The sequence below is a fragment of the Niallia oryzisoli genome, from assembly GCF_036670025.1.
GTDB lineage: Bacteria > Bacillota > Bacilli > Bacillales > Cytobacillaceae > Bacillus_BD > Bacillus_BD oryzisoli.
This window is the reverse complement of record NZ_CP137640.1, coordinates 6,106,699-6,120,102: the sequence shown is the minus strand read 5'-3', so window position 1 is coordinate 6,120,102 and position 13,404 is coordinate 6,106,699. Positions and strand designations below refer to the sequence as shown.

Annotated in this window: 13 protein-coding genes; 6 read left to right on the top strand and 7 right to left on the bottom strand. The window is 41.1% G+C overall.

Going from position 1 to position 13,404, the window contains the following annotated elements; translation table 11 throughout:
- Positions 1-31: 31 nt before the first annotated feature.
- The 5 genes from R4Z09_RS30405 to R4Z09_RS30385 are packed head-to-tail and all read right to left on the bottom strand — an operon-like array spanning position 32 to position 4,545.
- Positions 32-844, bottom strand: a complete 813-nt coding sequence (locus R4Z09_RS30405; RefSeq protein ID WP_338450334.1) for an energy-coupling factor transporter transmembrane component T — start codon at positions 842-844, stop codon at positions 32-34.
- The gene (locus R4Z09_RS30400; RefSeq protein ID WP_422392327.1) at positions 841-1,698 is read right to left on the bottom strand and encodes an energy-coupling factor transporter ATPase; all 858 of its coding nucleotides are present in this window, start codon (positions 1,696-1,698) and stop codon (positions 841-843) included. Before R4Z09_RS30400 ends, R4Z09_RS30405 begins: the two co-directional genes overlap by 4 nt.
- Complete coding sequence (locus R4Z09_RS30395) at positions 1,689-2,501, bottom strand: energy-coupling factor transporter ATPase (RefSeq protein ID WP_338450332.1); 813 nt, start codon at positions 2,499-2,501, stop codon at positions 1,689-1,691. The genes R4Z09_RS30400 and R4Z09_RS30395 overlap by 10 nt, the downstream gene beginning before the upstream one ends.
- Positions 2,502-2,515: 14 nt before the next feature.
- Positions 2,516-3,454, bottom strand: a complete 939-nt coding sequence (menA, locus tag R4Z09_RS30390; RefSeq protein WP_338450331.1) for a 1,4-dihydroxy-2-naphthoate polyprenyltransferase — start codon at positions 3,452-3,454, stop codon at positions 2,516-2,518.
- A gap of 32 nt (positions 3,455-3,486) precedes the next feature.
- The gene (locus R4Z09_RS30385; RefSeq protein WP_338450330.1) at positions 3,487-4,545 is read right to left on the bottom strand and encodes an FAD:protein FMN transferase; all 1,059 of its coding nucleotides are present in this window, start codon (positions 4,543-4,545) and stop codon (positions 3,487-3,489) included.
- A gap of 598 nt (positions 4,546-5,143) precedes the next feature.
- Here R4Z09_RS30385 and R4Z09_RS30380 point away from each other — a divergent pair.
- From R4Z09_RS30380 to R4Z09_RS30370, 3 genes are all read left to right on the top strand, one after another.
- Positions 5,144-6,994 (top strand): FAD-dependent oxidoreductase, encoded by a 1,851-nt coding sequence (locus R4Z09_RS30380; protein WP_338450329.1) that lies wholly within the window; start codon positions 5,144-5,146, stop codon positions 6,992-6,994.
- 308 nt (positions 6,995-7,302) lie between these two features.
- Complete coding sequence (locus tag R4Z09_RS30375) at positions 7,303-7,761, top strand: NusG domain II-containing protein (RefSeq protein WP_338450328.1); 459 nt, start codon at positions 7,303-7,305, stop codon at positions 7,759-7,761.
- A 15-nt stretch (positions 7,762-7,776) separates the two neighbouring features.
- Positions 7,777-8,301 (top strand): Gx transporter family protein, encoded by a 525-nt coding sequence (locus R4Z09_RS30370; protein WP_338450327.1) that lies wholly within the window; start codon positions 7,777-7,779, stop codon positions 8,299-8,301.
- A 268-nt stretch (positions 8,302-8,569) separates the two neighbouring features.
- On the opposite strand, the gene pepT is transcribed toward R4Z09_RS30370, so the two are convergent.
- Positions 8,570-9,811: a peptidase T gene (gene pepT, locus R4Z09_RS30365; protein WP_338450326.1), complete on the bottom strand. Its 1,242-nt coding sequence runs from the start codon at positions 9,809-9,811 to the stop codon at positions 8,570-8,572.
- Positions 9,812-9,936: 125 nt separating this feature from the next.
- Complete coding sequence (locus tag R4Z09_RS30360; protein WP_338450325.1) at positions 9,937-11,178, bottom strand: dicarboxylate/amino acid:cation symporter; 1,242 nt, start codon at positions 11,176-11,178, stop codon at positions 9,937-9,939.
- Positions 11,179-11,359: 181 nt separating this feature from the next.
- Here R4Z09_RS30360 and R4Z09_RS30355 point away from each other — a divergent pair, with 181 nt between their 5' ends.
- From R4Z09_RS30355 to R4Z09_RS30345, 3 genes are all read left to right on the top strand, one after another.
- Positions 11,360-11,926, top strand: coding sequence for an FAD-dependent oxidoreductase (locus R4Z09_RS30355; protein ID WP_338450324.1), 567 nt, complete (start codon positions 11,360-11,362; stop codon positions 11,924-11,926).
- Between the two features lie 214 nt (positions 11,927-12,140).
- The gene (locus R4Z09_RS30350) at positions 12,141-12,896 is read left to right on the top strand and encodes a threonine/serine exporter family protein (RefSeq protein ID WP_338450323.1); all 756 of its coding nucleotides are present in this window, start codon (positions 12,141-12,143) and stop codon (positions 12,894-12,896) included.
- Positions 12,897-12,932: 36 nt separating this feature from the next.
- Positions 12,933-13,385 (top strand): threonine/serine exporter family protein, encoded by a 453-nt coding sequence (locus R4Z09_RS30345; protein WP_338450322.1) that lies wholly within the window; start codon positions 12,933-12,935, stop codon positions 13,383-13,385.
- Positions 13,386-13,404 lie beyond the last annotated feature (19 nt).

Below are 13,404 nucleotides of genomic sequence, written 5' to 3'. Positions count from 1 at the left end.
GACAACCCTCATTTTTTTATCCATTAGCCTATCAATGCAATAGGCTTCCGTCTGCACGCAGGAACGCAAGCCCGACGGTTAACACCAGCATGAATACTAAACAAAAAGTATCACGTTTTTGCCAGTTTAATTGGCGGAATGTTGAGCGTTTTTCCCCTGATTGATAGCCTCTTAGCTCCATCGCGTTTGCCAGCTCCTCAGCGCGGTTTAATGAGCCGACAAAGAGGGGAAGAAAGATAGGGACTAATGTTTTCATCTGCTTAAAAAGAGAGCCTTCACCGAACTCTGTCCCCCTTGCACGCTGAGCTTCCATTACCTTTTGGGTTTCGTCGAGCAGGTTTGGGATAAACCTTAGGGAAATCGAGAGCATTAAGGCAAATTCATCAACGGGGACCTTAAGGACACGCAGCGGACGTAATAATGAATTAATGCCATCGGTCAGGTCAATTGGTTTTGTAGTCAGCGTTACAACGGTTGAAACGAAAACGATCATAACAAAACGGCAAAAAATAAAAACGCCGTTTGTTAATCCGAATTCGGAAATGGTAATCGGTCCCCAATCAACGTAAATGGTGCCGCCTGATGTAAATAATACTTGTAAAAAGACCGTAAACAGAATCAGCCATATTAACGGTCTGACACCGCGAAGGTAAGTCTTAAAGCTAACGCCGGAGAAATACATGACCAATAACGTAAACATCCAAAGCACTACATATGTCTGCCAGTTATTGGCTAAAAATAAAACAAAAATAAAGTAAATACAAGCGAGCAGCTTCGCCCGCGGATCAAGACGGTGAATCCAGGAATCACCTGGGAAATATCGGCCTAAAATGAGTTTATTCATGCAAGCCCCACCTCAATAAAAGCATCCGCAAGATCATCCACAGTTAAACAAACCTTTGGCAGGACAATCCCTGTTTTCTTTTCAAAATTCAGCTGAAATAGCCGTGCATCAGGTACATCAAGATGCCATTTTTCCAATTGCTCTAGGTCGGAAAACACCTTTTCGAACCCGTCGTGCAGTGCAATCTTACCCTTTTCCATGACAATGACACGGTCTGCGTATGTAACGACATCCTCCATATCATGAGTAACAAGCACGGTTGTCATTTCCTTGTCGCGGTGCCAGGAGGCAATTAAGTCCATAATTTCCTTTCTTCCATTAGGATCCAGTCCAGCTCCCGGTTCGTCTAAGACAAGAATATCCGGCTGCATCGCCAGGATCCCAGCAATGGCTACCCGTCTTTTTTGACCTCCTGATAGGGCGAAAGGAGATTTTGTCAAAATATCCTGCTTTAATCCGACCTGTTCCAGCACTTGTTTGGCAATTTCTTTTGCTTCATCTTTTGGTACACCAAAATTAATCGGTCCAAAACAGATATCCTTTTCAACCGATTCCGCAAATAATTGCGATTCCGGGAATTGAAACACCATCCCGACCCGTTTGCGGATGGTTTTTAAAGCTTGCTTATGTTTATTTGGTTTTATAATTAAATTGCCAACTGCCACCTGGCCTTCCTTTGGCAGCAGCAGTCCGTTCATCGCCTTTAGCAAGCTTGATTTTCCGGCACCTGTATAACCGACAACTGCTGTATAGGAGCCTGATTCAATTCTGACATCAACTGAGTTAAGCACTAATGGGCTTCGAATCGGTCCTATTTTATAATCTGCTGATACGTTTTCAAATCTTACTTCCATAGCCATTGCACCAACTCTTCTTCCGTCATATAGTTGTTCGGAACACTGCGGTTTCGTTTCAGTAATGTCCGCCGCAGTCGTTCAGCAAAAGGAGGCTCCCATTCTAATTCACCTTGGAACACGTCCTGCGGAGCGCCGCACTTCACAATCTGCCCTTCACGCAGCATAAGGATGCGGTCGGCTGCAGCGGTTTCGTTCATATCGTGTGTGATGGAGATAATCGTAATATCCTGGGTTGAATTTAGCTGTTTTAATGACGCAAGCAGTTCACGCCGGCTCCTTGGATCTAACATGACTAAGGCCTCATCGAGAACGAGTACGTCCGGCTTTAAGGCAAGGACACCTGCAATGGCAACCCGCTGCTTTTGGCCGCCCGATAATCGGGAAGGGTCATGCTCACGGAAAGCAGACATCTCAACCATTTCAAGCGCCTCATCGATTCTTGCCTTCATTTCATCATGGGACATATTTAAATTTTCCAGACAAAAGGCTACATCATCCTGCACAGTCGTTCCAATGAATTGGTTATCAGGGTTTTGAAAGACCATGCCAATACGACGCCGCAATTCCCATTTACTTTCGTCGTTCAATTCCCGTCCGGCAATGGCAATCCGTCCGCTTTGCGGAATCAATAAGCCTACCAGCATGCGTGCGAGCGTCGACTTACCAGAACCATTGTGTCCGACGATTGCCACCCATTCTCCTTTATCGATCGTAAAAGATACATCGGATAGGGTTTCCTTTTCCACCCGTTTATCATATCGAAAAGTGAGATTTTCTACTTCTATAATAGGTGCCTTCATGACAATCAACCTCCTTACACAATAAATGAAACGACCATCATCGCAATGATTGACCCATTCACTAAGACTAAATTTTTAATAGCCAGATGAAACGTTTCCGATTTAATTTGTTTCTTGTTAAAAATTAAAATGTGTTTTGATACTGGAATAATGATTAATAAGCTAATCAGCATGATGGTTGGTAAGACATCAAATAGAACAGCTGTCAAAATTGATACAAATGTCGCCATATAAAGTACATTGTAAAGAACAATGGCACTTTTTTTACCAATATAATACGGCAATGTGAAGCGGAGATTCTTTATGTCATCCTCAAGATCGCATATATTATTGGCTAACATGATATTGGCAATTGTAAAGATACATGGAAGGGAAACCCAGACGATTTCACCTAACAGGGCTAAGTCAGCCTCGAAAGTCAGTGTTTGTCCATCGATAAATAGATTTGCAATCCCCTGATCATAGGCATTCACATATACGACTAAAAATAAGATGCCAAAGCCCATTGTGATGCCGGAAAAGACTTCACCTAGCGGCATTCTCGAAATAGGAACTGGTCCATACGTATAAAAGACACCAATAATGAAGCAGATAATTCCAAGGAAAAGCACTAAGAGATCTGTACGGAAAACAAGCCAAATGCCAAGTGCTGTAGCTGTTAATAGCATCGTTATGATTGTATTTCTAACCAAGAATTCTGAAATGTTTGCCTGTCCGATTATATTTTCTCTTTTACGATATTCGTCTGTAGTCGCTTTTTTATAATCCATATAATTATTAATAGCAGTTGTCGTTAAATCAAAAATCAGCATAGATGAAAAAAAGATGATGGTATTTAATGGTTTAATGGTCTCAAATCGATAAATAACAAATAGCAAGCCTACTAAGAATGGAAATAGGCTTGCCACTTTTGTTTGAATTTCGATGAGTTTTAAAAAGGTACGTAGTGACATGAATGGTTCCCCCTTCCCTTATACGAGCTGTGTTATTTCCCCATCTCGAATTCATCGTTTGTTAATTCAAAGCTCCCCTTTAATCCGGAAGTGATATAGACTTTATTATCTGTACTAATGAAGATGGCTTCCACACCTTCGTATTGCTCTACAAATTCAAGTCCGCCTTGAATTCCCTTTGAAAAAAGTGATGTCGAAAGTCCGTCTCCATCAACAGATTTTTCGGATACAATCGAAACACCTGCAATATCATTATTAAAAGGATAACCGTCATCTGGATTTAACAAGTGATGATACGTTTTGCCGTCAACCTCTAGATAACGCTCGTAAATACCAGAAGTAACAATGGATTTATTTTTTTCGGTAATTTTTCCGACTGTTTCTCCTCTTGCCGATAATGGGTCTTGAATTCCGACAGTCCAATCCCTGCCTGAAGGATTATTTCCCAAGACATAAATGTTTCCTCCTAGGTCTACAATGGCAGTTGTAACATCGTTTTCTTTTAACACTTCAACGACTTCATCCGTGATAAAACCTTTTGCGATTGCACCTAAATCCAGCTGCATTCCTGGATTCTTTAAAAACACAGTTTGTTCTTTCTTATTTAATTCAACCTGTTCATAATTGATCAAAGGTAAAACCGCATCAATTTCTGACTGCTCAGGCTTGCGGGCATCAGGGAAACCGATGTGCCATAGATTTGTTAGCGGACCGATTGTAATATCAAATGAGCCCTTTGTATCCACACTGTAGGCTTCGCCAGCTTCAATCAGCTCGTAGATATCCTTTGACACTTTTGCCGGTTCAACGCCGGCCTTGCGGTTGATTTCATCAACTTCAGACTGTTTTTCGATTTCGTTTACCGTAATATGTGCGGCTAAGTACTTAATACGGTCAAAGGCCGTTTCTAATACATCTTCTTTTCCTTCGTCATAAATTTTTACCGTTACAACGGTCCCCATTAGAAATTCCGTTTTTTTATACGGGCTTGTCAGCAATTCGGGTTCCTTTTCGTCTTTTTCCTGCCCCGTGCAGCCTGAGAGAATGACCAAGATCACCAAAAATACAGATAAGAGCTTGTTTTTCTTCATATTATTCAAACCTTTCTTTCCGAAAAGACTTTGGGCAGACTCTATCGTATTTGTCTCTTTCGTTGAATGTTTTATAAGTACAAATAATAGTCTCTGTAATTAATGTAGTTACTTTTTTTAATGGGAATAGCATTTCCAACTCTAATGCTAGAATGAGATTGTTGTTGTTTAATAGTTTATCCTCTTTGTTGCGTTATGGAAGTACATAAGTGACTTAAGTCCTATAAAGAGATGGTGATACTCTTTTTTCTATTATTCCAAGAAGCAACTAAACGAGCCGCGGATTCATTCATAGTTACTTATACTTAAGAACAAACTCATAATAGCTTTTTTTATTTGTGATGTCTATGGGAGTAAAAGTGCTATATGTGGCTGTTTTTGAATAAAGTAATAGAGAGGAATACTATTATTTCGCTTAAAATATAGACTTTATTATAGTAATCTTTGTGTTTTTATACATTTTGTGAACATGTTAAAATTTGTTAACTTTTGGTGAACGGTATAGACAGTATCTATGAGTCCATGTAGTATATTAGATGTGGTTGTTCATTAATTCACAAATAGAATTCATATCAACTTTTAGAGGGGAATGAGTCAATTGGCAGAGAAAAAGATAGTAGTCATCGGAGCAGGTTATGCCGGTGTACATGCAGCCAAAAAACTTGCAAAAAAGTATAAACGTGACGATTCAGTTTCAATCACATTAATTGATCGCCATTCTTACCATACGATGATGACAGAGCTTCATGAAGTTGCTGCAAATCGTGTTGAACCTAAAGATATTCAATTTGATTTACGAAGACTATTTAACCGTACAAAAGTTAAATTAGTCACAGATAACGTAAAGCATGTTGATCATGATAACAAAGTTATTAAAACAGAGCATGGCTCTTATACTTATGATTATTTAATTCTAGGTATGGGCGGTGTGGCCAATGATTTTGGAACACCAGGTGTTCAAGAGCATGGTTTCACACTTTGGTCTTGGGAAGCTGCAGTAAGATTACGTGAGCATATCGAGCACACCGTTCGCAAAGCGGCAAATATTCAAGATCCAGGAACACGCAAAGCCATGCTGACATTCACTGTCTGTGGTTCTGGTTTTACTGGAATTGAAATGGTCGGTGAATTGATCGAATGGAAAACAACATTAGCGCAAGAATATAAGCTGGATGAAGAAGATTTTACATTATATGTAGTGGAAGCTGCACCAACAATCTTAAATATGCTTGATCGTACAGATGCAGATAAAGCTGAGCGCTATTTAGTAAAACAAGGTGTAAAAATTCTAAAGAGTGCACCGATTGTTGAAGTAAAAGCTGAATCTATCGTATTGAAGTCCGGTGAAGAGATTCCAACTCATACATTAATCTGGACTGCCGGCGTTAAGGCTAACTCTGATACAAAGGATTATGGAATGTCAGCAGGCCGTGCAGGACGTTTAATTGTGAATGAATATATGGAAGCTGAAGGCAAGAAGGATACGTATGTTGTCGGTGACTTAGCTTACTACGAGGAAGACGGCAAGCCAATACCACAAATTGTAGAAGCAGCTGAACAAACAGGTGCGACTGCAGCGAAAAATATCATTGCCGGGATTAGCGGCGGTGAAAAGACTGCATTCCATGGCAAGTATCATGGAACAATGGTATCTATTGGTGCCAGATATGGTGTTGCAAACTTAAGTGGTATGCGTTTGAGCGGCTGGCTAGCAAACTTTATGAAGCACATGGTTAATATCTATTACTTTCTAACAATCGGAAGCGGATATTATGCATGGAACTACATTAAGCATGAAATCTTCCATACAAGAGACAAACGAAATATCTTCCGTGATGTAACAACACGTTATGGAAATGTAATCTGGAGCTTCCCATTACGTTTATACTTAGGATGGTTCTGGATTGAAGAGGGCGGTAAAAAGATTTTTGGTGAAGCAAACTGGGCAGCAGGTAATCTAAGTGTTGGTGATGATTCTTGGCTTGTTAGCGAATCTGTAAAAATGCCTTTCGAATGGTTACAAACAGCAACAACAGGTGCTAGTGCAGCAGCAGAAGGTGCTTCTGAAACAACTACAGTCGTTGCTCCTACAGTTTTACATGCAATGCCAGATTGGTTTGCGGCAATCATGAAGCTTATGATGCCAACTCCAGAAGTGGCTATAGCCATGCAGCAAATGGTAGGCTTTGTTGAATTCATAATGGGTATTGCACTTGTTCTTGGTTTATTAACATGGATTTTCAACTTTGTGAGTGTCGGCATGCTGATGATGTTTACTCTAACAGCAATGCTTGGCTGGGATAAATTTTGGGCACTTCCTGCATCTTTTGCCTTAATGAATGGTGCCGGTCGATTCCTTGGTTTAGATTACTATGTAATACCAGCTTTAGCAAAAGGACTTGGCCGCTGGTGGTACGGAAAAGAACGCTCAGTCTATAAAGACAAATAAAGAAGACTTCCATCAGTGGTTTTTCATACTGATGGTTAGTCGCGCGGAGCCCGATTGGCTTTTCTAAGGGCTGAATCCCTAAGAAAAAACCTTATCGCACTTATCACGCAGAGCCTGACTGACTTTTCTAAGAGCTGAAGCTCTAAGAAAAGATCTAGTCGGACCTTTGCAGGCTTTTAAGAGTGGGGTAAATAGTTCAGCGTTGTAAAGCGTGAGGTATTTAATGTCTCGCGCTTTATTATCTTTACATAATAATTACCATTTTTTAAATTGCCTGTAAAGATTTTTCTATGAAGGAGTGAAAAGAAGTGAAGGGTTTTTCTACCATGATCAAACGATGGGATATCATTGTCACGCTCGTTCTAGTGCTGCTTTCTTTTCTTCCGGCTGTTCTTTTTAGCTACCAACAGGCTGGGAAAATTAGTAACGTTCCGAATGAAGTTCATGGTCAGACACCTAGTGAGGGGCCGGTTACAGTAGCTGTTATTTCCGTCAATAATAAGGAAGTGAGGCGCATTACCTTATCCGGAAATACTAAAAATGAAGTGTTTGATGTGTTCAGCTCAGATAATGATTACAATACGGTGGAAGTAAGGGGCGAGGAAATCCGTATAAAGGGTGCGAATTGTGCTGATCAGGTTTGCGTTCAATTTGGATTTCTTTCAAAGCCTGGCGAGACAGCTGTTTGTCTGCCTCATAATTTTATCATTGAGCTTGAAACGGTTGGCGGATCAGTAATCGAGGATGAACCAATTATCAGCTCATAGATTGGAGTATATAAAATGACAAAAAATCAGCGCATTGTATATATAGCTTTATTAGCGGCTCAAGCTGTCATTATTAGCATACTCGAACAGGCCATTCCCTTTCCTTTTGCGATTGCTCCAGGAGCTAAATTAGGTTTGGCTAATATTATCACCTGTATGGCCCTTTACACTCTGTCTCTAAAAGATGTCACAAAGGTAGTGTTGATCCGGATTACACTGTCCGCTCTATTGGGCGGCAACCTGTCATCTTTTATGTACAGTGCATCCGGTGCCATCTTGAGTTTATTGGGAATGATGCTTGTGAAACAACTAGGGCCATCACGGATTAGTCTAATCGGGGTAAGCGTCACAGGCGCAATTATGCATAACGTCGGACAGCTCTTGATTGCCAGCTGGATTGCCCAGACATGGACTGTCCTTCTTTACTTGCCTGTTATGTCTTTTATCGGAATTCTATCCGGAATTGCGATTGGTATCATAGCTAATTATCTGCTGACACATGTTGAAAAACTGGTTTATTATCGGTATTTGAATGAATAGTTACTTTGCTGAATACCCCAGGGTTTTTTGTTTGTTTACGGCTCCTGAAGGATAAAAAGGAGAGAGAGTTTGAGTGATGTCCTTCATAAGGGTACTGAAAGACAAAAAATAAGAAGCGGGCTCGAGGTTTGTCCTTCACCCACTCTTTAAAGGACGAATTCTAAAAATCAGATATACAAAAAGTCCTTCATCACTCTGATGAAGGACTTCGCTTCACTAAAGACAGGATAGAAATGTCCTAATTATTTCCCGTGCAATGATCTAAATCTTATTTTTTCTCAAGTTCAACCGCCGTCAACTTAGCAATCTCCACAATTACCTTTGCTGCTAGCACCATATTATCAACGGAAACATATTCGAACCTACCATGGAAGTTTTCTCCCCCAGCAAAAATATTCGGTGTTGGCAGTCCCATATAGGATAACTGAGAACCGTCCGTACCGCCGCGAATCGGCTTCACGATTGGCTTGATTCCTAGATTCTCCATGGCTTGGTGGGCAATATCAACGATTTCTTTAACGGGTTTTATTTTTTCTCCCATATTATAATATTGATCATTCAGCTCGAGCTGGACTCTTTCCTCACCATATTGCTTACGAATCTCATCCACAAGCGAAACGACTGTCTTTTTCCGAGCTTCGAACTTTTCACGATCATGGTCGCGAATGATGTAATGGAGGACGGTTTCCTCAACATCACCTTGGAATGAAAGAAGATGATAGAATCCCTCATAGCCTTCAGTGTGCTCGGGCGCTTCATCTGCCGGAAGTCTATTGTTGAAGTCCATGGCCATTTTTGTTGAATTGACCATTTTTCCTTTAGCTGTTCCTGGATGAACGTTCGTGCCTTTGAACGTGATTTTGGCTGCAGCTGCATTGAAGCTTTCAAATTCCAATTCTCCTAGCGGACCGCCGTCAACCGTATAGGCATGTGAGGCGTTGAAGGCCTCGACATTAAATTTATGCGGGCCTCTGCCGATTTCCTCATCAGGTGTGAACGCAACGCGGACCTTACCGTGTTCAATCTCAGGGTGTTTTATGAGATAATCCATCGCTGTCATAATCTCGGCAATGCCGGCTTTATCATCTGCCCCAAGCAGGGTTGTTCCATCCGTCGTAATGAGCGTGTGCCCTATGTAATTTCCTAGCTCAGGGAATTGTTCCGGTGTCAGCTTGATTTGTAATGACTGGTTTAATACTATTTCTTTTCCATCATAGTTCTCGACAAGCTGCGGTTTCACATCTTTGCCGGTAAAATCGGTGGCTGTATCAACATGGGATAAAAATCCGATTGTCGGAACGTTCTTTTCTGTATTCGATGGAAGTGTTGCCATTACATAGCCGTTTTCATCAATCGTTACCTCTTCCATGCCAATTGCCTTTAATTCCTCAACCAGCTTATTGGCCAGTGTCAGTTGCCCGGGTGTGGATGGGCAGTTTTCATTATCTGCATTTGATTGTGTGTCCACTTTAACATAGGAAGTAAATCGGTTAATTATATCATCCTTCATCGACTATCAACTCCTAATAGCTATTAGTAATAATATATCACTTTTTCGTAAAAACATGAAAAAGCTGACAGCGCACCACAGATGGACAATCTACCTCAATTTGTCCTTTTGTAGTGCCTGACAGCTTATCTAAAGAGCCAGTTCTTGCCCTCAACGAGGCGGGTTACCATCATGGCAGATACGGTGTTTCCTGTTGAGTTGAGAAGCGTTGCCGGTGCATCGATGATGGTACTGATCACGGCGATGATTGGCAGAACTTCCGGTGGGAATCCAAATACACTGAGAATCAGCATTTCCCCGATCATCCCTCCGCCTGGAATGGCTCCCATTACGGCTCCAACGAGGAAGGCGACAGCGATGATACTGGCAATGCTGGAAAGGCTGGTCATATCTCTGCCGAATAGGCTGAATAAGAATACAATTTTTAACACACCGCCAAATACTGAGCCGTCTTTATGAGTATTAGCGCCGAGCGGGATAATCGTTTCGGCGATATCATTCGGTACACCCATTTTTTCCACTGCAGCAAGGTTAATCGGAATACATGCGGCGCTGGAGCAGGTTGCGATTGCTGTAATAGACGGAGTCATGGCGTTTTTCCAAAAAATCTTGATTCCTTGTTTTCCACCCGATATAAAGGCATAAAGGGTAAAAAATCCAAAATAATAAATAATAGAAAGAATTAAATAAAGAATAAATGCTCTTACGTAGCCCTCTAAAATTTGCGGACCTAGTTCACCGATGATAGCTGCGAAGTAACAGCCAAGTCCAATTGGTGCATAATACATAAGAATACCGACCATTTTCATCATCACAGCTGAACCTGCTGCTAATAGGTTCGAAACAGGCTTTGCTTTTTCCCCGACTAATGCCGTTGCAAGTCCGAATAAAAGCGAGAAGACGATTAACTGCAGCATATTGCTTTTTGTAAATAAGAATTGGAAATCACCAACGGTAAAGGTATTAACCAGTTGGGCGAGAAGTGATACTTCACCGACAGGTTCTTTGGCAGCTGCTGTTTCCATAAGTTCTTTAATATGCGAGGTATCCGTATTCTCTAGCGGGTTCATGATACTGGTGCCGGCAAAACCAAGGATGGCAGAAATAGCTGCTGTCAGAAGAAACACAAGAAAAATACTGCCCATGATTTTACCGAGCCGCTTCATTCCACTCATATTTGCAATCGCTGAAGCAATGCTGAAAAAAACAAGCGGGACGATAATCGTAAACATTAAATTAAGAAATAAATCTCCGAAGGGCTTTACAACTGCCGCCTCCGGTCCAAAAATAAGTCCGGCTATCCCTCCAATGATGATTGCTGCTAACAAGATAAGAGATGTTTTATAACTGGCGAAAAGATTCTTCATGCCAAGCCGCCTTTCTTTACTAAAATGAATAGAATCATAATGAATTAACTATATTATGAGGGTTGTGAATTTACATTACAATAATATTCGGAATGGAAATAAGGCGTATTATTTTACATTTCAATTGGAAAGAATTATGTTATTAGAAGAGTCATTTTGATAAAGAAAGGTGGATGCATATATGTACGAAATAGCTATTATCGGTGGAGGCCCTGCAGGAGGAAGCGCTGCTTTATTTGCTGCCAAGGCTGGAAAGAAAACTCTTGTACTTGATTCAAATAAAAGTATGACAGCAAGAGCTTGGATGGAAAACCATTACGCAGTTGATGCCATTTCAGGACCGGACATGCTTGAAGTAGGTAAAAAACAAGCAGAAAAATTCGGCGCTGAAATTAAAGAAGAAATTGTTACAAATATTACTGGTGAAGCAGGATCATTTGTGATTGAAACTGAAAGCGGTTCAAAATATGAAGCAGGCCATATCATCATTGCTACAGGTGCATTAACAAACCTTGCTGAAAGCTTAGGAATTGAAACAAAGGATCACAGAGAGCCAAGATTCAAAACTGCTATCACTGTTAATGCTGATGGTGAAACTAGCAAAAAAGGAATCTGGGCTGCTGGTGTAGCTGCAGGGGTAAGTGCACATACAATTGTAACATCTGGTGATGGTGCCCGTGTTGTGATTAACGTAATCAGTGAAATTAATGGTGAACGTTATGTTGACCATGATGTATTAAAAGCATAAGAAAGGATATCGGTGCTAGCTTTTGCCGCACACAGGGCTTCCCGTTCAAAATGGTGAGCTTCATATCCGTAAATATTATCTTTAAATAATATGTATACTAAAAAAGTCTTGTCATTTTCAGTTGACAAGGCTTTTTTTATGGTTTAAATGTTAACTATTGAATAACAAAACAGGAAAATATGACCAACATTATCAAATAACGTGAGGCGATCCCATGGATTTAAGTAATAACCAAATCGCAAGAATCGTGGAGCTTTGTTTACTTGCTGGTGAAATTTTGATTAAAAGCGGGGCAGAAACCAATCGGGTGGAGGATACGATGATGAGAATTGCTGCTTCCTATGGCGTCCCTGAGGCACAGAGTTTTGTCATCCCAACCGGAATTATCTTTTCCTCTAACAGGGAAGACCGGGCAAAATTGGTCCGGGTTGCTGAGCGTTCAACCGATCTAGAAAAAGTGGCGATTGTAAACAGTATTTCCCGGCAAATAAGCAAGGGGGAATTAACGGTTGATGAAGCTTTGACTAAATTGAAAAAAGTAGCAAATGCCGATTTGTCCTTTCCGTTGTGGCTGCAAATCCTTAGCGCTGCACTTGCAAGCGGCTGCTTTCTCATTATGTTTCAAGGAGTATGGCAGGATTTTATTCCTGCTATGGTTGCCGGAGGAATTGGCTATTTACTTTTTATTTATTTGCACAAATACATAAAAGTAAAGTTCTTTGCAGAGGGTGTTTCGTCCCTTGTTATTGGCCTGCTTACGGCTTTAGCTGTCTATACCGGCTTAGGTACGAACTTTGATAGCATAATTATTTCATCTGTTATGCCGCTTGTTCCGGGACTTTTAATTACGAATGCAGTCCGCGATTTAATGGACGGACATTTAATGTCCGCTCTTGCCAAGGGGGCGGATGCCTTTTTGACAGCTTTGGCCATTGGTGCAGGAATTGCGGCAATTGTCGCTTTTATGTAACGCAGACAAAAATAGTTAGGGAAGGAGTCGATTGAAATGGCTGTGATTATTCAGCAGTTAGTTACAAGTTATATTGCTTCTGCTGCTTTTGGTTTGCTTTTTAACGTGCCAAGGAAACAGCTGCTGCAAGGCGGATTGGCCGGAATGATCGGTTGGATTTTCTATTTTGAGCTCGTTCAAAATGGAATGGATACCGTACCCGCCTCCATTTTTGCTTCTATTTTAATTGGCGGGATCGGCCAGACGTTTGCAAAGGTGTATAAGCAGCCTGTCATCGTCTTTAATGTTTCAGGGATTATCCCATTAGTACCCGGCGGCCTTGCTTATGATGCGATGCGTCATTTTGTCAGTAATGAATATGATATTGCGATTCAGCTAGCCGCCAAAGCGTTCCTGATTTCAGGCGGCATCGCGGCCGGCCTCGTTGTGTCTGAGGTGTTTACACGCATTATTGTTCAGCATCGGCTAAAGAAGAAAGCGATGATGTAGGCGCAGGCTGGTTCAATTT

Bases quoted from the DNA above. Each gene is read 5' to 3' on its own strand.
- pepT (WP_338450326.1), bottom strand. From the start codon at position 9,811: ATGAAGGATGATATAATTAACCGATTTACTTCCTATGTTAAAGTGGAC.
- R4Z09_RS30385 (WP_338450330.1), bottom strand. From the start codon at position 4,545: ATGAAGAAAAACAAGCTCTTATCTGTATTTTTGGTGATCTTGGTCATT.
- R4Z09_RS30370 (WP_338450327.1), top strand. From the start codon at position 7,777: ATGACAAAAAATCAGCGCATTGTATATATAGCTTTATTAGCGGCTCAA.
- R4Z09_RS30345 (WP_338450322.1), top strand. From the start codon at position 12,933: ATGGCTGTGATTATTCAGCAGTTAGTTACAAGTTATATTGCTTCTGCT.
- R4Z09_RS30405 (WP_338450334.1), bottom strand. From the start codon at position 844: ATGAATAAACTCATTTTAGGCCGATATTTCCCAGGTGATTCCTGGATT.
- R4Z09_RS30395 (WP_338450332.1), bottom strand. From the start codon at position 2,501: ATGAAGGCACCTATTATAGAAGTAGAAAATCTCACTTTTCGATATGAT.
- R4Z09_RS30355 (WP_338450324.1), top strand. From the start codon at position 11,360: ATGTACGAAATAGCTATTATCGGTGGAGGCCCTGCAGGAGGAAGCGCT.
- menA (WP_338450331.1), bottom strand. From the start codon at position 3,454: ATGTCACTACGTACCTTTTTAAAACTCATCGAAATTCAAACAAAAGTG.
- R4Z09_RS30400 (WP_422392327.1), bottom strand. From the start codon at position 1,698: ATGGAAGTAAGATTTGAAAACGTATCAGCAGATTATAAAATAGGACCG.
- R4Z09_RS30360 (WP_338450325.1), bottom strand. From the start codon at position 11,178: ATGAAGAATCTTTTCGCCAGTTATAAAACATCTCTTATCTTGTTAGCA.
- R4Z09_RS30350 (WP_338450323.1), top strand. From the start codon at position 12,141: ATGGATTTAAGTAATAACCAAATCGCAAGAATCGTGGAGCTTTGTTTA.